The sequence below is a fragment of the Streptococcus sp. LQJ-218 genome (genome assembly GCF_003428885.1).
In the GTDB taxonomy this organism is placed as follows: Bacteria; Bacillota; Bacilli; order Lactobacillales; family Streptococcaceae; genus Streptococcus.
The window spans coordinates 120,850-138,311 of record NZ_QQRU01000001.1; the positions used below are offsets into that span (position 1 = coordinate 120,850).

Annotated in this window: 16 protein-coding genes and 1 pseudogene; 11 read left to right on the top strand and 6 right to left on the bottom strand. The window is 38.8% G+C overall.

Going from position 1 to position 17,462, the window contains the following annotated elements; translation table 11 throughout:
- Positions 1-10 precede the first annotated feature (10 nt).
- From D2908_RS00730 to lacD, 6 genes are all read left to right on the top strand, one after another.
- Positions 11-1,486, top strand: coding sequence for a PTS galactitol transporter subunit IIC (locus tag D2908_RS00730; protein WP_117304155.1), 1,476 nt, complete (start codon positions 11-13; stop codon positions 1,484-1,486).
- Between the two features lie 204 nt (positions 1,487-1,690).
- On the top strand, positions 1,691-2,587 hold the full coding sequence (locus D2908_RS00740) for an aldose 1-epimerase family protein (protein ID WP_117304157.1): 897 nt from the start codon (positions 1,691-1,693) through the stop codon (positions 2,585-2,587).
- A 285-nt stretch (positions 2,588-2,872) separates the two neighbouring features.
- The gene (lacA, locus tag D2908_RS00745) at positions 2,873-3,298 is read left to right on the top strand and encodes a galactose-6-phosphate isomerase subunit LacA (protein ID WP_000029277.1); all 426 of its coding nucleotides are present in this window, start codon (positions 2,873-2,875) and stop codon (positions 3,296-3,298) included.
- A 30-nt stretch (positions 3,299-3,328) separates the two neighbouring features.
- Positions 3,329-3,844: a galactose-6-phosphate isomerase subunit LacB gene (gene lacB, locus D2908_RS00750; protein ID WP_117304159.1), complete on the top strand. Its 516-nt coding sequence runs from the start codon at positions 3,329-3,331 to the stop codon at positions 3,842-3,844.
- A gap of 10 nt (positions 3,845-3,854) precedes the next feature.
- Entirely contained in the window at positions 3,855-4,784 is a 930-nt protein-coding gene (locus tag D2908_RS00755; RefSeq protein WP_117304161.1) for a tagatose-6-phosphate kinase, read from the top strand.
- 1 nt (position 4,785) lies between these two features.
- Positions 4,786-5,766, top strand: coding sequence for a tagatose-bisphosphate aldolase (gene lacD, locus D2908_RS00760; protein WP_117304163.1), 981 nt, complete (start codon positions 4,786-4,788; stop codon positions 5,764-5,766).
- A gap of 65 nt (positions 5,767-5,831) precedes the next feature.
- On the opposite strand, the gene D2908_RS00765 is transcribed toward lacD, so the two are convergent.
- From D2908_RS00765 to nrdH, 4 genes are all read right to left on the bottom strand, one after another.
- Positions 5,832-6,599: a DeoR/GlpR family DNA-binding transcription regulator gene (locus tag D2908_RS00765; protein WP_117304165.1), complete on the bottom strand. Its 768-nt coding sequence runs from the start codon at positions 6,597-6,599 to the stop codon at positions 5,832-5,834.
- A gap of 143 nt (positions 6,600-6,742) precedes the next feature.
- Complete coding sequence (gene nrdF / locus D2908_RS00770) at positions 6,743-7,705, bottom strand: class 1b ribonucleoside-diphosphate reductase subunit beta (protein WP_004262458.1); 963 nt, start codon at positions 7,703-7,705, stop codon at positions 6,743-6,745.
- A gap of 195 nt (positions 7,706-7,900) precedes the next feature.
- A complete protein-coding gene (gene nrdE / locus D2908_RS00775) occupies positions 7,901-10,060 on the bottom strand; it encodes a class 1b ribonucleoside-diphosphate reductase subunit alpha (RefSeq protein WP_117304166.1) in 2,160 nt (719 codons plus the stop codon).
- An 80-nt stretch (positions 10,061-10,140) separates the two neighbouring features.
- Entirely contained in the window at positions 10,141-10,359 is a 219-nt protein-coding gene (nrdH, locus tag D2908_RS00780; RefSeq protein ID WP_000259240.1) for a glutaredoxin-like protein NrdH, read from the bottom strand.
- 350 nt (positions 10,360-10,709) lie between these two features.
- Here nrdH and D2908_RS00785 point away from each other — a divergent pair, with 350 nt between their 5' ends.
- The 5 genes and pseudogenes from D2908_RS00785 to D2908_RS10055 all read left to right on the top strand — a co-directional run.
- Positions 10,710-10,973 carry a phosphocarrier protein HPr gene (locus D2908_RS00785; protein WP_000146947.1) on the top strand — a complete coding sequence of 88 codons (264 nt, stop codon included), beginning with the start codon at positions 10,710-10,712 and terminating at the stop codon, positions 10,971-10,973.
- 5 nt (positions 10,974-10,978) lie between these two features.
- Positions 10,979-12,712 (top strand): phosphoenolpyruvate--protein phosphotransferase, encoded by a 1,734-nt coding sequence (ptsP, locus tag D2908_RS00790; RefSeq protein ID WP_117304168.1) that lies wholly within the window; start codon positions 10,979-10,981, stop codon positions 12,710-12,712.
- A 132-nt stretch (positions 12,713-12,844) separates the two neighbouring features.
- A complete protein-coding gene (locus D2908_RS00795; protein WP_117304170.1) occupies positions 12,845-13,342 on the top strand; it encodes a YkgJ family cysteine cluster protein in 498 nt (165 codons plus the stop codon).
- Between the two features lie 210 nt (positions 13,343-13,552).
- A complete protein-coding gene (locus D2908_RS00800) occupies positions 13,553-15,316 on the top strand; it encodes an LPXTG cell wall anchor domain-containing protein (RefSeq protein WP_117304172.1) in 1,764 nt (587 codons plus the stop codon).
- Positions 15,317-15,379: 63 nt separating this feature from the next.
- A pseudogene (locus D2908_RS10055) lies at positions 15,380-15,718 on the top strand (hypothetical protein); the annotation flags it as partial.
- Positions 15,719-15,886: 168 nt separating this feature from the next.
- On the opposite strand, the gene dhaQ reads toward D2908_RS10055, so the two are convergent.
- The gene (dhaQ, locus tag D2908_RS00810) at positions 15,887-16,876 is read right to left on the bottom strand and encodes a DhaKLM operon coactivator DhaQ (RefSeq protein WP_117304173.1); all 990 of its coding nucleotides are present in this window, start codon (positions 16,874-16,876) and stop codon (positions 15,887-15,889) included.
- Positions 16,873-17,403 (bottom strand): dihydroxyacetone kinase transcriptional activator DhaS, encoded by a 531-nt coding sequence (dhaS, locus tag D2908_RS00815; RefSeq protein ID WP_117304175.1) that lies wholly within the window; start codon positions 17,401-17,403, stop codon positions 16,873-16,875. The genes dhaQ and dhaS overlap by 4 nt, the downstream gene beginning before the upstream one ends.
- Positions 17,404-17,462: the final 59 nt, after the last annotated feature.

Genomic DNA, 17,462 nt, shown 5'->3' on the forward strand with positions numbered 1-17,462 from the left:
AGGAACTGTTATGGATGCAATCTTTGACCTAATCGGAAGGGTTTTCAAACCCGTCTTAGATATGGGTGGACCTATCATCATGCTGATCATTTTGACAGTATTGGCTTTACTTTTTGGAGTGAAATTCTCCAAAGCGCTTGAAGGTGGTATCAAACTTGCCATCGCTCTTACAGGTATTGGTGCCATCATCGGTATGCTAAATGGTGCTTTCTCAGCATCACTTGCAAAATTCGTTGAAAACACAGGTATCCAATTGAGTATTACTGACGTTGGTTGGGCTCCACTTGCAACAATCACTTGGGGATCTGCTTGGACACTTTACTTCTTGCTTATCATGTTGATTGTCAACGTAGTCATGCTTGCTATGAAGAAAACTGATACACTCGACGTGGATATCTTCGATATCTGGCACTTGTCTATCACAGGTCTTTTGATTAAATGGTATGCTGACAACAATGGTGTGAGCCAAGGGGTTTCACTCTTTATCGCAACTGCAGCAGTTGTCCTTGTAGGTATTCTTAAAATCATCAACTCTGATTTGATGAAACCTACATTTGATGACCTTCTTAATGCACCAAGTTCATCACCAATGACTTCAACTCACATGAACTACATGATGAACCCAGTTATCATGGTTTTGGATAAAATTTTTGAAAAATTCTTCCCAGGTCTTGATAAATATGACTTTGATGCTGCTAAATTGAACAAAAAAATCGGTTTCTGGGGTTCTAAATTCTTTATCGGTTTCATTCTTGGTATTGTAATCGGTATCATGGGAACTCCACATCCAATTGCAGGAGTCGAAGATGCAGATAAATGGCGTCTTGTTATCAAAGGATGGTTGTCTCTTGGTTTGACTGCCGGTGTATCTTTGGAACTCTTCTCATTGATCGGTTCATGGTTCATCGCAGCCGTAGAACCACTTTCACAAGGTATTACAAACGTTGCTACTAAACGTCTTCAAGGACGTAAATTCAACATCGGTCTTGACTGGCCATTCATCGCTGGTCGTGCTGAAATCTGGGCTTGTGCCAACGTTCTTGCACCAATTATGTTGGTTGAAGCGGTGCTTCTTTCAAAAGTCGGAAATGGTATCTTGCCACTTGCAGGTATCATCGCAATGGGTGTTACTCCAGCTCTCTTGGTTGTAACTCGTGGTAAATTGCTCCGTATGATTATCTTCGGAACACTCTTGTTGCCACTCTTCCTTCTTTCAGGTACACTTATCGCACCATTTGCGACAGAACTTGCTAAAGGTGTAGGTGCCTTCCCAGAAGGTGTGAGCCAAACTCAATTGATCACTCACTCAACTCTTGAAGGACCAATCGAAAAACTTCTTGGTTGGACAATTGGTAACACTACAACTGGTGATATCAAAGCAATCCTTGGTGCTGTAGTCTTCCTTGTATTCTATATCGGTATCTTTGCATGGTACAGAAAACAAATGATCAAACGTAACGAAGAGTACGCAGCAAAAGCAAAATAATGCGCTCCTATAAAATGTAAGCTCAATGAAAATCAAAGAGCAAACTAGGAAGCTAGCCGCAGGCTGTACTAAAGTACGGCAAGGCGACGCTGACGAAGTTTGAATTGGATTTTCGCAGAGTGTAAATTGTTGAAACTAGGTTGTCATACCTTCTAGGAGTGACAGCCTAGTTTTTTATAACCTATCAAGAAATCGGAGAAAATAATGGTAATTGAATTAAAATCAGAACAATTAAGAGTTGAATTTAACAGTTTTGGTGGGGCTCTTTCTTCTATAAAAGATACTGAGGGACTTGAGTATTTGTGGCAAGGGGATCCTACTTATTGGAGTGGACAAGCTCCTGTTCTCTTTCCTATTTGTGGTTCATTGAGAGAAGATACAGCACTTTATATAGATGAGAATGGACAAGAAAGTAAAGGAAAGATTCCTCGTCATGGTTTGGTTCGCAAGAAAGAATTTGAATTAGTTGAACAGACAGATAAGACTGTAACTTTCGCAATTGAAGACGATGAGAATAGCTATCAGAACTACCCTTATCATTTCCGCCTAGAAATCACTTATAGCCTTACTGGCAAGACAGTACGGACTCAATACAAGATTTTCAATAAAGAAACTAGCAAGGTCATGCCTTACTTTATTGGTGGCCATCCAGGATTTAATTGTCCTCTACTGGATGATGAAGACTATGAAGATTATTATCTAGAGTTTGAGAAAGAAGAGACTTGCTCTGTTCCACGTCCTTTTCCAGAAACGGGTATGCTGGATTTTAAAGATAGAAGTCCATGGCTAGAGGGGCAAAAAGAAATCGATCTCAGTTATGATCTTTTCAGTACAGATGCAGTCACCTTAGATGAATTGCAATCTAGAACAATTGCCCTTCGTTCTCGTAAACATGATAAGGGATTGAAAGTGCACTTTGCAGAGTTTTCAAATCTCATCATCTGGTCAACTTTGAATAAAGGTCCTTTCATTGCTTTTGAACCATGGTCTGGCTTGTCAACATCCCTTGAAGAAGGAGATCATCTAGAAGATAAGAAGAATGTTCGTCTCCTAAAACCTGGTCAAGTGGATCAAATTGGTTTTGATATCGAAATTTTTTAGTTGAAAAACACAAAAACAAACATTAACTGTTGACTTTTTCGGTAAATTGGAGTATATTATGTTTGTAAGCAACAAATGATGTTTGCAACAAACAAACAATCACTTGTTATATTCTCTTTCGTGGAGAAAGATTATTTCTAGGAAACTGGTTTCCTAAACTTGAATAAGGTGTCATCCATCTCATTCAGTCTAATTTGTCAACAAATTGCTAGAAAGTCTTTTGTAGGTCAAGTGCTAACTATAAAAGGTTTTACTAGCCTAGAAAAATAAAAAGGAGTATACAATATGTCTATTGTTATCGGTGCAGATGCTGCAGGTTTGAGATTGAAAGAAGTTGTGAAAGATTTCTTGGAAAAAGAAAACTTCCACGTTGTGGATGTTACAGCTGAAGGTCAAGACTTTGTTGATGTGACTCTTGCTGTTGCTGCAGAAGTAAACAAAGAAGAACAAAACCTTGGTATTGTGATTGATGCTTATGGGGCTGGTCCATTTATGGTTGCAACTAAGATCAAAGGAATGGTTGCTGCAGAAGTATCTGACGAACGTTCAGCTTATATGACTCGTGGACACAACAACTCACGTATGATTACTATGGGTGCACAACTTGTTGGTGATGAATTGGCTAAAAATATCGCTAAAGGATTTGTTAACGGTAAATACGATGGTGGACGTCACCAAATTCGTGTCGATATGTTGAACAAAATGTGCTAATTAGATTACAGTTAGAAAGGTAAGTTAAAAATGAGAATTGCAATTGGATGTGACCACATCGTAACAGATGAAAAAATGGCGGTTTCAGAATTTTTGAAATCAAAAGGACATGAAGTCATTGACTTTGGTACTTATGACCACGCTCGTACACACTACCCAATCTTTGGTAAAAAAGTAGGGGAAGCTGTAACTAGTGGTCAGGCTGATCTTGGAGTATGTATCTGTGGTACTGGTGTTGGTATCAACAACGCTGCAAATAAAGTTCCTGGTGTTCGTTCTGCCTTGGTTCGTGATATGACAACAGCCCTTTATGCTAAAGAACAATTAAACGCCAACGTTATTGGATTTGGTGGTAAGATTACTGGTGAATTGCTCATGTGTGATATCATCGAAGCTTTCATCCATGCTGAATACAAACCATCTGAAGAAAACAAAAAATTGATTGCGAAAATTGAACACCTTGAAAGTCACAATGCTAAACAAACAGACGCAAACTTCTTCACTGAATTCCTTGAAAAATGGGATCGCGGAGAATACCACGACTAAGAGGTGACCTATGATTTTAACAGTCACAATGAACCCATCCATTGATATTTCCTATCCTTTGGATGAGTTGAAGATTGATACTGTCAATCGTGTGGTGGATGTATCCAAAACGGCTGGTGGTAAAGGACTAAACGTCACCCGAGTACTTTCAGAATTTGGTGATTCTGTTCTTGCTACTGGTTTAGTGGGTGGCAAACTTGGTGAGTTTCTTGTTGAACATATCGATGATCAAGTAAAGAAAGATTTCTTCTCAATTCAGGGGGAAACTCGTAACTGTATCGCTATTCTCCACGGGGACAACCAAACAGAAATTCTTGAGAAGGGGCCTGAAGTTCTTGAACAAGAAGGACGAGATTTCTTGGCTCATTTCGAGAATCTTCTTGACACTGTAGAAGTAGTAGCCATCTCAGGTAGTCTGCCAGCTGGCCTTCCAGTTGATTACTATGCGAGCTTGGTAGAACTTGCTAATCAAGCTGGCAAACCTGTTGTCTTGGACTGCTCTGGTGCAGCACTTCAGGCGGTTCTTGAATCACCACATAAACCAACAGTCATCAAACCAAATAATGAGGAATTATCTCAACTTCTAGGAAGAGAAGTTTCTGAGGATTTGGATGAATTAAAAGAAGTCCTTCAAGAACCTTTATTTGCAGGTATTGAATGGATTATCGTTTCACTTGGTGCCAACGGTGCTTTTGCCAAACATGGTGACACTTTCTACAAGGTAGATATTCCTAAAATTCAGGTAGTCAACCCTGTCGGATCTGGAGACTCTACTGTAGCAGGAATTTCTTCAGGACTGCTTCATAAAGAATCGGATGCAGAATTACTCATCAAGGCTAATGTCCTTGGTATGCTCAATGCTCAAGAAAAAATGACTGGTCATGTCAATATGGCCAACTATCAAGCTCTATATGATCAATTAATAGTAAAAGAGGTATAAAATGGCTTTAACAGAACAAAAACGTGCACGCTTAGAAAAACTTTCTGATGGAAATGGGATTATTTCAGCTCTTGCATTTGACCAACGTGGTGCTTTGAAACGCCTCATGGCTCAACACCAAACAGAAGAACCAACTGTGGCTCAAATGGAAGAACTGAAAGTCTTGGTAGCAGATGAATTGACTAAATACGCTTCATCAATGCTTCTTGACCCTGAGTATGGACTTCCAGCGACTAAATCTCTTGATGAAAAAGCTGGTCTTCTCCTTGCTTATGAAAAAACAGGTTATGACACAACAAGTACAAAACGTTTGCCAGACTGTTTGGATGTTTGGTCTGCAAAACGTATTAAAGAAGAAGGTGCAGATGCAGTTAAATTCTTGCTTTACTATGATGTAGATAGCTCAGACGAACTCAACCAAGAAAAACAAGCTTACATCGAACGTATCGGTTCTGAATGTATGGCTGAAGATATCCCATTCTTCCTTGAAATCCTTGCTTACGATGAAAAAATTGCTGATGCTGGTTCTGTAGAATACGCTAAAGTAAAACCACACAAAGTTATTGGTGCTATGAAAGTCTTCTCAGACCCACGCTTTAACATTGATGTCTTGAAAGTAGAAGTTCCTGTTAACATTAAATATGTTGAAGGCTTCGCTGAAGGTGAAGTAGTTTATACACGTGAAGAAGCAGCAGCCTTCTTCAAAGCTCAGGATGAAGCAACTAACTTGCCATACATCTACTTGAGTGCTGGTGTATCGGCTAAACTCTTCCAAGATACCCTTGTATTTGCCCATGAATCAGGTGCAAACTTTAACGGAGTTCTTTGTGGCCGTGCTACATGGGCAGGATCAGTTGAAGCTTACATCAAAGATGGTGAAGAAGCAGCTCGCGAATGGCTTCGCACAACTGGATTTGAAAACATTGATGAGCTCAATAAAGTTCTTCAAACAACAGCAACTTCATGGAAAGAACGCGTGTAAGAAAGTCATACAAAACTGAAATTTTTAATACTTACAAAAATCCCCACCAATCGGTGGGGATAGTTTTATGGTTTAGAAAGAATAATTTTTGTTTGTTTTGAAAGTTGTTCAAAGGTTTCTTTGCTCAGTTTAGAGTCTGAAACGATGGTATCAATATCAGAGATATTGTAGAAGGTATAGAAATCAAATTTATTGAACTTACTATTGTCAGCTAGTAAGTATTTTTTATTGGAATTATTGAGGGCGATGCGTTGAGATTCACCTTCCTCTTCACTAAAGGTCGCAATCGCATTGTCCTGAATGCCATTACAGCTAACGAAGGCTTTTGAAAATTGTAGATTGGCTAAGTTTTGCAAGGTTAGTGTTCCCACAAAGGCTCCGGTGATAGAGCGGTAGTTTCCACCGATCAAAATCAAATCTGTTAGTTTTCGTTCGTTTAAGATGAGAAAGACTGGTAAACTGTTTGTTACAACACGAATATTATCAATTGGAAGTTCACGGGCAAAAGATTCCAAGGTTGTACCAGGGCCGATAAAAATGGTTTCACCCTCTTCAATTAACTGGCCTGCAAAACGGCTGATTTCTTGTTTTTCTGCAATTTGTAAGCTTTGTTTTTCAATATTGGAACGTTCATTGTTTAAAATAGAACCTGTGCGAATTTTTTCAGCTCCACCGTGAACCCGAACAAGTAGATCCTTGTCTGCCAACTCTTGCAAGTAGCGTCTAGCCGTCATATCTGATACATCCAAGCGAATCATGATTTCTTTTACAGTAATAGTTCCCTTTGTATTTACTGTTTCTAGAATATGATCTAGTTTCTCCTGTTTTAACATCCTTATCACCTCTATTTCTATTACTATTTTATCATAAAGTGTTCAATCAATCAATTTAAAAAAACAAAAGAAAACAAAAACGAAAATATCATGGTTGTTTTAAACAAACCATGATATTTGTTATCAATTCTGGGATAATTGAATTAATTCAAACCGTAGTTGTAGTCATCGTCTTGCATGGCTTCAACTTCACCAAGGAGGTAACCATTTCCGACTTGAGAGAAGAAGTCGTGGTTGGAAGTTCCTGTTGAAATACCGTTCATAACGATTGGGTTGACATCATCAGCTGAATCTGGGAAGAGTGGATCTTGTCCCAGATTCATGAGTGCTTTATTGGCATTGTAACGAAGGAAGGTTTTAACTTCTTCCGTCCAACCAACACCGTCATAGAGGCTTTCTGTATAGCCTTCTTCATTCTCGTAAAGAGTATAGAGCAGGTCGTACATCCATTCTTTGAGTTTTTCTTGTTCTTCTTCAGGTAATTCATTGAAACCAAGTTGGAATTTATAACCAATGTAGGTTCCGTGAACAGATTCATCACGAATAATCAATTTAATGATTTCCGCAACGTTGGCTAGTTTGTTGTTACCCAGATAGTAGAGGGGAGTGAAGAAACCAGAGTAGAAGAGGAAGGTTTCGAGGAAGACACTGGCAACTTTCTTTTCAAGTGGACTACCGTTTAGGTAGATTTCGTTGACAATCTCAGCCTTCTTTTGGAGGTAAGGATTGGTATTGGTCCATTCGAAAATTTCTTCAATCTCAGCCTTGGTATTTAAGGTAGAAAAGATTGATGAATAAGATTTTGCATGGACAGATTCCATAAATTGGATGTTGTTGAAAACAGCTTCCTCATGTGGTGTACGGATGTCTGCGCGAAGAGCTTGAACCCCGGTTTCAGATTGCATAGTGTCGAGAAGTGTTAAACCACCAAAGACTTTTCCCACCAAATCTTTTTCTACATTTGATAGCTTTCTCCAGTCATCCAAGTCATTTGACAAGGGGATACGAGTGTCGAGCCAGAATTGCTCCGTCAGCTTTTCCCAAGTTGATTTGTCGATGACATCTTCGATGGCATTCCAGTTAATGGCTTTGTAGTAAGTTTCCATTTGAAATCTCTTTCTGTGTTTAGTATTGCGAACTCACAATTATTTCTATTTTATCATAATTCTAGAGGAGTATCGCACAAAAAGTCGGAAGCCCGACTTTTTGTGTTTTTCCATAGTATAGATGCTTATTCGAGTTTAGTTTAGCAGGGTGAATGAATACTAATCTGAGAAAAATGTAGTTTTCTCAAGCAAAGATTAAATCACACAGCTTTCACATTGGTTAGCACCGACTTCTCCACCATCATCTGTAAAAGTACGGACATAGTAGATAGACTTGATACCTTTGTTGAAGGCATAGTTACGAAGGATAGATAAGTCACGTGTCGTTTGTTTGTTTTCTTTCTTCCATTCGTAAAGACCTGTTGGAATATCACTTCGCATGAAGAGTGTGAGTGAAAGTCCTTGGTCTACGTGCTCTGTTGCAGCAGCGTAAACATCAATCACCTTACGCATATCCATGTCGTAAGCAGAAGTGTAGTAAGGAATGGTTTCTGTTGACAAGCCAGCAGCAGGGTAGTAGATTTTACCGATTTTCTTTTCTTGACGTTCTTCGATACGTTGCGTAATCGGGTGGATAGAAGCAGAAACGTCGTTGATGTAGCTGATCGAACCATTTGGCGCTACAGCAAGGCGGTTTTGATGATAAAGACCATCTGCTTGAACCTTTTCGCGAAGTTCAGCCCAGTCAGCAGCACTTGGGATAAAGACGTCTTTGAAGAGTTCTTTAACACGGTCTGATTTTGGAAGGAATTTGCCAGTAATATACTTGTCAAAGTAGCTTCCGTTAGCATAGTCTGATTTTTCAAAGTTATGGAAGGTAATACCACGTTCACGTGCGATATTGTTTGACTCAACCAAGGTCCAGTAGTTCATGAGCATGAAGTAGATGCTTGTAAATTCAACGGATTCAGGTGATCCATATTCAATCAATTGTTGGGCAAGGTAGCTGTGAAGTCCCATTGCACCAAGACCAAAGGTGTGGGCTTGGCTATTTCCATGATCAATCGTAGGCACAGCTACGATGTGTGAACTATCTGTAACGAAAGTAAGGGCACGAACCATAGCACGGATAGAACGACCAAAGTCAGGTGAAGTCATCATGTTGACTACGTTTGTTGAGCCAAGATTACATGAAACGTCCGTTCCCATTTGAAGGAATTCTTGCGCATCGTTGATCAAGCTTGGTTCTTGAACTTGAAGAATCTCAGAACACAAGTTACTCATGATAATCTTTCCATCAACAGGATTTGCACGATTAGCCGTATCAATGTTGACGACATAAGGGTAGCCAGATTCTTGTTGCAATTTAGAGATTTCAGTTTCCAAATCACGCGCCTTGATTTTTGTCTTACGGATATTTGGATTTGCGACTAGTTCATCGTATTTTTCAGTGATGTCAATGTAGTTGAATGGCACACCATACTCTTTTTCGACAGAATAAGGACTGAAGAGGTACATTTCTTCATTTTTACGTGCTAATTCGTAGAACTTATCGGGCACCACAACACCAAGTGAAAGAGTCTTGACACGAACTTTTTCATCGGCATTTTCTTTCTTAGTAGAAAGGAAGGCGATAATGTCTGGGTGGAAGACATTGAGGTAAACAACCCCAGCACCTTGACGTTGACCCAATTGGTTAGAGTAAGAGAAGCTATCTTCAAAAAGCTTCATGACTGGTACGACCCCAGAAGCGGCTCCTTCGTACCCTTTAATAGGAGCTCCAGCTTCACGAAGGTTGCTGAGGGAAATTCCCACACCACCACCGATACGTGACAGTTGAAGGGCAGAGTTGATAGAACGGCCTATAGAGTTCATATCATCCGTAACTTGAATCAAGAAACAGGATACCAATTCTCCACGACGAGCACGTCCAGCATTCAAGAAGGAAGGAGTAGCAGGTTGGTAGCGTTGGTGGATGATTTCATTGGCAATATCGATTGCAACAGCTTCATCACCATCAGCGAAATAAAGGGCGTTAAAGAAGACACGGTCCTTCATACTTTCAAGATAGTATTCACCGTCATTAGTTTTCAAGGCGTACTGATTGTAAAATTTATAAGCTGCCATGAAAGATTTGAATTGGAAGTTTTGATCTTTAATAAATTGCGACAATTCTTCCAAAAATTCTGGACGGTATTTCTTGATAAAGGCTGTTTCGATGTAGTTGTGTTCAATGAGGTAGTTGATTTTATCAGTAATTGAATCAAAAACCATAGTATTTGGAACTACATTTTCTTTAAAGAAGGCATCCAAGGCTTCCTTATCTTTATGAAGCATGATTTGTCCATTGACAGGACGGTTGATTTCGTTATTAAGACGGAAGTAAGTCACGTCCTCAAGATGTTTTAATCCCATAAAATTTTCCTTATCTAATTACAAAAGAAAGGCCTCTAAGTTAGCCCTAGAAGCAGTTTCTTCTGGATGATGTACTAAGATTATGCTAATTGTTTCAGTTTTCCTGGTTGGAACCCTGAAAAGACTTCAGTTGGTGTTTGGATAACAGGAGCTGCGCTGAAACCGAGCTCTTTCACTTGATCGATGTACTCAGGTTGCTCATCAAGATTGATTTCACGATAAGCGACATTATTGCTGTCCAAGAAACGTTTGGTCATTTTACATTGGACACAGTTGTTTTTAGAATAAACGGTTACCATTGTGTAACTCCTCTTCAAAATTTAATACTATCCTAGTATATCAGAAAATAAATTTTTGTCAACGATTTGAAACTAAATATAGTGGTCTGTTTTTATACTTGAGCCTACAAAACACAATATATAGTGTTTGTTTTGTGAAATAGTGATAATTATCCTAGAAGTAGTTTTTTGAAAAACTATATCCTGTGCTTTGTTATCTAGAATAGAAGATTTTCAGCAAGTTATCTGAAAGGAAATCGAATAAATCCCATAAAATGCTTGAAAAAAATCCTAGAAGATGATATAATACCAAATTGTAAGGGTTATCACATATAACTCAAAAAAAGAAAGAACAAAAGGAGAGTCAAACTATGGCTTCTAAAGATTTCCACGTAGTGGCAGAAACAGGTATTCACGCACGTCCAGCAACATTGTTGGTGCAAACTGCTAGCAAATTTGCTTCAGATATCACTCTTGAATACAAAGGTAAATCAGTTAACCTTAAATCAATTATGGGTGTTATGAGTCTTGGTGTTGGCCAAGGTGCTGACGTAACTATCTCAGCTGAAGGTGCTGATGCAGATGACGCTATCGCTGCAATCTCAGAAACAATGGAAAAAGAAGGATTGGCATAAGGAAAATGACAGAAATGCTTAAAGGAATCGCAGCATCTGATGGTGTTGCAGTTGCAAAAGCATATCTACTCGTTCAACCGGATTTGTCATTCGAGACTGTTTCAGTCGAAGATACAAACGCAGAAGAGGCTCGTTTGGATGTAGCTCTTGAAGCTTCTCAAAACGAGCTTTCTCTTATCCGTGAGAAGGCTGTAGGTACGCTTGGTGAAGAAGCGGCTCAAGTTTTTGATGCTCATTTGATGGTTCTTGCTGACCCAGAATTGATTGGTCAGATTAAAGAAACAATCCGTGCTAAGAAAGTCAATGCAGAAGCAGGTCTGAAAGAAGTGACTGACATGTTCATCACTATCTTTGAAGGCATGGAAGACAACCCATACATGCAAGAACGTGCAGCGGATATCCGCGACGTGACAAAACGTGTATTGGCAAACCTTCTTGGTAAGAAATTGCCAAAACTAGCTTCCATTAACGAAGAAGTAATTGTGATTGCGCATGACTTGACACCATCTGATACAGCTCAATTGGACAAAAACTTTGTAAAAGCTTTTGTAACGAACATCGGTGGACGTACAAGCCACTCAGCTATCATGGCACGTACACTTGAAATTGCAGCTGTATTGGGAACAAATAACATCACTGAAGTAGTGAAAGACGGTGATATCCTTGCCGTTAACGGAATTACTGGTGAAGTGATTATCAACCCAACAGATGAACAAGCGGCAGAATTTAAAGCAGCTGGTGAAGCTTATGCTAAACAAAAAGCTGAATGGGCACTTTTGAAAGATGCTCAAACAGTGACTACTGACGGTAAACACTTCGAGTTGGCTGCTAACATCGGTACTCCAAAAGACGTTGAAGGTGTGAACAACAACGGTGCTGAAGCTGTTGGACTATACCGTACAGAATTCTTATACATGGATTCTCAAGATTTCCCAACTGAAGACGAGCAGTATGAAGCATACAAGGCTGTTCTTGAGGGAATGAATGGTAAACCAGTGGTTGTTCGTACAATGGATATCGGTGGAGATAAGGAACTTCCTTACTTCGATATGCCACATGAAATGAACCCATTCCTTGGATTCCGTGCCCTTCGTATCTCTATTTCTGAAACTGGAGATGCAATGTTCCGTACACAAATCCGTGCCCTTCTTCGTGCTTCTGTTCATGGTCAATTGCGTATCATGTTCCCAATGGTTGCCCTTTTGAAAGAATTCCGTGCAGCTAAAGCCGTTTATGAAGAAGAAAAAGCAAACCTTCTTGCTGAAGGAGTTGCAGTTGCGGATGACATCCAAGTTGGTATCATGATTGAAATCCCTGCAGCAGCGATGCTTGCAGACCAATTTGCAAAAGAAGTAGACTTCATGTCAATTGGTACAAACGACTTGATCCAATACTCAATGGCAGCAGACCGTATGAACGAGCAAGTTTCATACCTTTACCAACCATATAACCCATCAATCCTTCGCTTGATCAACAACGTTATCAAGGCAGCTCACGCTGAAGGTAAATGGGCTGGTATGTGTGGTGAGATGGCTGGTGACCAAAAAGCTGTTCCACTTCTTGTCGGAATGGGCTTGGATGAATTCTCTATGTCAGCAACATCTGTACTTCGTACACGTAGCTTGATGAAGAAATTGGATACTGCTAAGATGGAAGAGTACGCTAATCGTGCCCTTACAGAGTGTTCAACAATGGAAGAAGTTCTTGAACTTCAAAAAGAATACGTTAACTTCGATTAATGTCATTAACCTTGTAACCTAGTTGCAAGGTTTTTTGATACATTCGAGAATAGTATAGTCTTGTAAAGTCCACTTTTCAATGAGTCAGAGGCATGATATAATAGAGGAAACAAATAGAATAAGAGAGAAACCATGTCTAAAGAAATTGATATTGAGTATTACCACCAGCTAGCCTTGCAAAAGCAGAAGGAGCACCGTAAAGTTTTAGCCAATTTAAAGAAAAAGCCACCAAAAAATTTAGATAAGATAGCCCAGCAGATTCACGAGGAAGTTTTTGCGGAGATTGATTGTACGGCCTGTGCCAACTGTTGTAAGACATTGGGACCTGACTTCAAGGAAGCAGACATCACTCGTATTGCTAAGTACTTTAAGATGAAATTACCTGCTTTTGAAGCTGAGTTCCTTCAGGTAGATGAAGATGGTGATAAGGTTTTTAAATCCATGCCTTGCCCCTTTTTAGGAGGAGATAATCTCTGTTCCATCTATGACGTTCGTCCAAAGGCCTGTCGTGAATTCCCTCATACTGACCGCAAAAAGATCTATCAAATTAACCATTTGACGATTAAGAATACTCTGACCTGTCCAGCAGCCTATCTCTTTGTTGAAAAGTTAAAAGACAAAATCGAATAAAGGAAGCTTTATTCGGTTTTTTAGGTACTTTAAGATGTAATATCAAATAATTATTCCTCTTCTCTAAACAACATGTAATATTGTTAAATTTATCAAATAATTGTTTGTTAATTAAGCGTTTAAATGGTATAATACTCAGTGTTTATAAAAAATATCAATGAATAGGATTTTGCTAATGCATGATTCCTTTCATTTGAGGAGAAAAACTGTATGAAAAAACTTACTAAATTTGGCATTATTACAATGTCTGTCTTTGCTCTAAATTTGGTTTCTCAGTCAGTAGTTCAAGCTGAAGAAACTAATAGTGAATCAGCAAATGTTTCAGCGACACAAGGTATTACTAATTCAACTGATGTTGAGAATACTTCTTCAGTAGACAATGTGGTTGCACCAGCCCCTACTAGTGATACCGCACGAAAATCAGACGAACCAGATGGTAGCAATATCATTGATGAAGGCGGTCACGTCAATGTTGAAGGGCTTCCAGCACATTTTAGTGAAGATGGTAAAAGTGTCGTCTACAATTACACTGTAGCCTTTAAAGGAATGCACTCAATTACTCATGGCCAAACAGTCCAAGGCATTCGTGTTCGTATACCAGAAATAGTTGGTTCTAAAGTTGATTTCACTTTGATCGGAACACGTGATGCTAATGAAAATCCTGTAGATGTCAATGTTCCTATGAAAGAATTTTCGTATAATGAATATAAGGAATCAACTGATGGAAAGGAAATTGTTCCAACTGCAGAAGAACTAGCGGCTGGTAAGAAACCTTCTGTTGTTAATGTAACTGATTATGAAAATTATGACGGTGCCCAGAAATATTTGAATGATAAAGTTAATACATATGCTGTTAGTTCACAAACATTGAGATCAAATGCTTTTCGTGTATCTGTGACCGTACCCTTGGAGGAAGCTAAGAAGATCAAGTACTTACCAATTGACGTGAGACTTCCTTGGAAATGTAGTAATGAAGCTTCGCTTGGTTTATATGAAGAAGGTTGCCAAAATCTAGACGATTATCCTCAAGCGCAACCATATTATCAAGACAGCAATGGAAAAAATACTTATGGTGCTCTAGCTAATCCAAGCTTAGTAGATGATACTTATGTTCAGAATGATCATCTAATGAGGTCAGTTTCAAACCAAAATACTCATATCACACCTAATAACGGTGATTGGAAAACTATTCCTCATGATGTTAATATTAATCCTGAGACCTTCTTTAATTATGTTAAAATTTTTAAATTGAAATACAATCCTTCTGTTAAATACTATGCTTCAGAATTTGAAGATATGGCTGATCAGGATGTTTCTTCGCTTCATTATGGAGATGTAGTGGTGGATTATGTGATCAAAGGAACAAATCAATCTATTAAGGAGACTTATAAAGACACACCATTAACTTCTATTTATGGATTTGATGGAAATCTTGTGACTTATAATGCTGCTGAAAATGCAGATGAGCGTCCGTCTTCTATCACTGTAGATGGTAAAAAATACAATCTAGTTGGTATTTCTTCAACATCTGCACCTGAAACAGGTCAGTTAAAAGAAGGTACAACTCATGTTATCTACGAGTATGAGAAAGAACCAGAACCAGATCCAAAACCAACTCCGGATCCAAAACCAACTCCAAATCCAGAGCCAACTCCGGATCCAAAACCAACACCAAATCCAGAGCCAACTCCGGATCCAAAACCAACTCCGGATCCAAAACCAACTCCAAATCCAGAGCCAACTCCGGATCCAAAACCAACACCAAATTCAAAACCAATACCGGATCCAGAGCCAGCTCCAAAACCTGTTCAACCAGAAAGTGTTCAATCTACTGAGCAAAAATCAGATCCAGAAAAAGCTCAGTTACCAAATACAGGAACTTCTGATTCGCCATTAGCTATGAATCTTCTTGCTATTTTAGCTGGAATCTTTGGTATTTCACTTTTCAAAAAAAATAAAAAATCAGAGAACTAAGTAAATAGTTTTAAAAAAAGTCATCCAAATTGGTTGGCTTTTTAGTGTAGTCCCCTATATTTCTATAGTCTACTCACTATTTTCTTCTTAGCATTTAGCCGTATCTACGAGTCCTATAGTTTTGGGGAGAGTTCCCTTCATATGCACTATCTCTTTGTGCTTCCTCTAGTAGGGGGGTTCATTCTGGCATTATTGTTGAAAACCATCCCAAACTTAGGGCGACTCAGTCTAAACTTGTGGAACTCGGCAGTTGCAGTACTAGCAGCAGGAACGCTCTTTCGTGGAATCGTCCACCTATCGGGTCGTTCAACGACACTAGATCAACTTTACTGGTATGTTGGCCTAGCTTTTGCTATTTTGGCTATAGCATCGCTTTTCCTTCAGAAGAGGAACAGTAAGTAATTAGTTTAAAAATGAAGAAACTGGTTGTTGAGGAACAGCCAGTTTTTTGATAGGAGAATTGTAAGGGATAGATGGCCTATTTGAAATGGCAAGAATGAGTTCTTTTAAACGTAAGATAAAAGTAAAGGACTATCAAGTGATGTAGCCCTTTTGAGTTATACAAGAGAATTACCATGCAAAAGCTGTCGTTGGAGCATTGAGAGCTTCTAACCACTGTTTATTTTTTACGGGGCAAAGAGTTACGGATATACCTGCCATATCCAGACTGGTCATAAATGTTCCTGATTTTATAAAGGTAATAGTGACTCCTTCAATTTCTATGAGTTGAAGGAAATCATTGATAAATATGCCCATTTCTAAGTTGCTGGTAGTGCCTAGATTATTTACAAGCAATATAAATTGATCCCCATGTTTCCAATGATAGTGCAATCTTAATTTACTTATAATTTCATTTGCCAGGATTTCTGATGATTGGAATGGGACGATACGATAGCCTTCTTCGCCATGTATCCCAATACCATAAGAAATATTTCCTTCTTCCAAGTTAAATAAGGGAAGGGTAGCTTGGGGGAGACTAGCAGCTTTCGTTGCAAAGCCAATTGTTGCGATTTCGGGAGCAAGTTCATGACCTAAATCAGTTAGTTGCTCGATGTCGGCACCATTTTGAGCTGCAAATCCTAGAACTTTATGAAGTAAAATAGTCCCTGCAAGCCCTCTTCCTCTAATTTGAAATCTATTGTGAGGTTCAATAGAAATATCGTCGTGTGCTAGACTATAGCCGACTTTAATTCCTTCTTGTCTAGCAGTGTTAATGGCTGAGCTAAATTCTTTGATGTCTGCTTCGAAATTTTTTACAATGATGAAGACACCGTGACCATTGTTTAAAAAACGAATGGACTCTAAGATTTCAGCTCTTGTAGGTGGAGTAAATAATTGGCCATAGATAGCAGCGGTAAGCATTCCTTTTCCCACATATCCAATATGAGCAGGTTCGTGTCCTGAACCCCCACCCGCCAATATTGGAACCTGATGAGGATTGCGATTTTTTTGATAGACTAATGGTAAAGTAGGGTGTTTTTCTAATTCAGGATGACTGCTGACAGTTGCCGAAATGTAACTTGAAATAATTTTCTGTTTATGATTTGAAATAAATGTCATTGTGATCTCTTTCCAATAATTGTCATGATGAGATAGTCTGGTTGTGGAACTGGACTTTTTTTATTGACGTAAGCCTTCACGATTTCTGCTAGAGCATGTGAATGATAGTCTAACAAAAAACAAGTATAAGCAGATGAATCGATATCAATCTGACCGTATTCTCTTAAAATTTTTGAGACAAGCAAGCGACAGTAGCTGATAAAGTGGTCATAGAAGTTATTTTGCCCTTGAATATCAAACAGTTGAATATAAAAGTCACGCTCTTGTTCGAAATAAAGAAATAATTCTTGTAATAGTTTTTGGCCTGAAATGAAGTCCAAGTTATTGGTGATATACTCGGTTAAGTCAGTTTCAAATATCCAGTCAAGCAGTTCATATTTGTCAAGAAAGTGATTATAAAAGGTTTGTCTACGAATGCCAGCTGATTCCATGATCTCTACAATGGAGATTTTGTCAAATTCTCTAGTAGCTAATAGGTCTCTAAATGCCTTGGCAATCCGTTTTTTTGTAATGAGTGATGATGCCATAGGAAGCCTTTCTGTTACTTACTTCATTTTACCAAAAAAATGTTTTAAACGGGTTTAAA

What these genes read in the sequence shown, in the direction of transcription:
- ptsP (WP_117304168.1), top strand. Translation starts at nt 10,979, where the DNA reads ATGACAGAAATGCTTAAAGGAATCGCAGCATCTGATGGTGTTGCAGTT.
- D2908_RS00800 (WP_117304172.1), top strand. Translation starts at nt 13,553, where the DNA reads ATGAAAAAACTTACTAAATTTGGCATTATTACAATGTCTGTCTTTGCT.
- nrdH (WP_000259240.1), bottom strand. Translation starts at nt 10,359, where the DNA reads ATGGTAACCGTTTATTCTAAAAACAACTGTGTCCAATGTAAAATGACC.
- nrdF (WP_004262458.1), bottom strand. Translation starts at nt 7,705, where the DNA reads ATGGAAACTTACTACAAAGCCATTAACTGGAATGCCATCGAAGATGTC.
- D2908_RS00785 (WP_000146947.1), top strand. Translation starts at nt 10,710, where the DNA reads ATGGCTTCTAAAGATTTCCACGTAGTGGCAGAAACAGGTATTCACGCA.
- D2908_RS00740 (WP_117304157.1), top strand. Translation starts at nt 1,691, where the DNA reads ATGGTAATTGAATTAAAATCAGAACAATTAAGAGTTGAATTTAACAGT.
- D2908_RS00795 (WP_117304170.1), top strand. Translation starts at nt 12,845, where the DNA reads ATGTCTAAAGAAATTGATATTGAGTATTACCACCAGCTAGCCTTGCAA.
- lacB (WP_117304159.1), top strand. Translation starts at nt 3,329, where the DNA reads ATGAGAATTGCAATTGGATGTGACCACATCGTAACAGATGAAAAAATG.
- D2908_RS00765 (WP_117304165.1), bottom strand. Translation starts at nt 6,599, where the DNA reads ATGTTAAAACAGGAGAAACTAGATCATATTCTAGAAACAGTAAATACA.
- nrdE (WP_117304166.1), bottom strand. Translation starts at nt 10,060, where the DNA reads ATGGGATTAAAACATCTTGAGGACGTGACTTACTTCCGTCTTAATAAC.
- D2908_RS00755 (WP_117304161.1), top strand. Translation starts at nt 3,855, where the DNA reads ATGATTTTAACAGTCACAATGAACCCATCCATTGATATTTCCTATCCT.
- lacD (WP_117304163.1), top strand. Translation starts at nt 4,786, where the DNA reads ATGGCTTTAACAGAACAAAAACGTGCACGCTTAGAAAAACTTTCTGAT.
- lacA (WP_000029277.1), top strand. Translation starts at nt 2,873, where the DNA reads ATGTCTATTGTTATCGGTGCAGATGCTGCAGGTTTGAGATTGAAAGAA.
- D2908_RS00730 (WP_117304155.1), top strand. Translation starts at nt 11, where the DNA reads ATGGATGCAATCTTTGACCTAATCGGAAGGGTTTTCAAACCCGTCTTA.
- dhaS (WP_117304175.1), bottom strand. Translation starts at nt 17,403, where the DNA reads ATGGCATCATCACTCATTACAAAAAAACGGATTGCCAAGGCATTTAGA.
- dhaQ (WP_117304173.1), bottom strand. Translation starts at nt 16,876, where the DNA reads ATGACATTTATTTCAAATCATAAACAGAAAATTATTTCAAGTTACATT.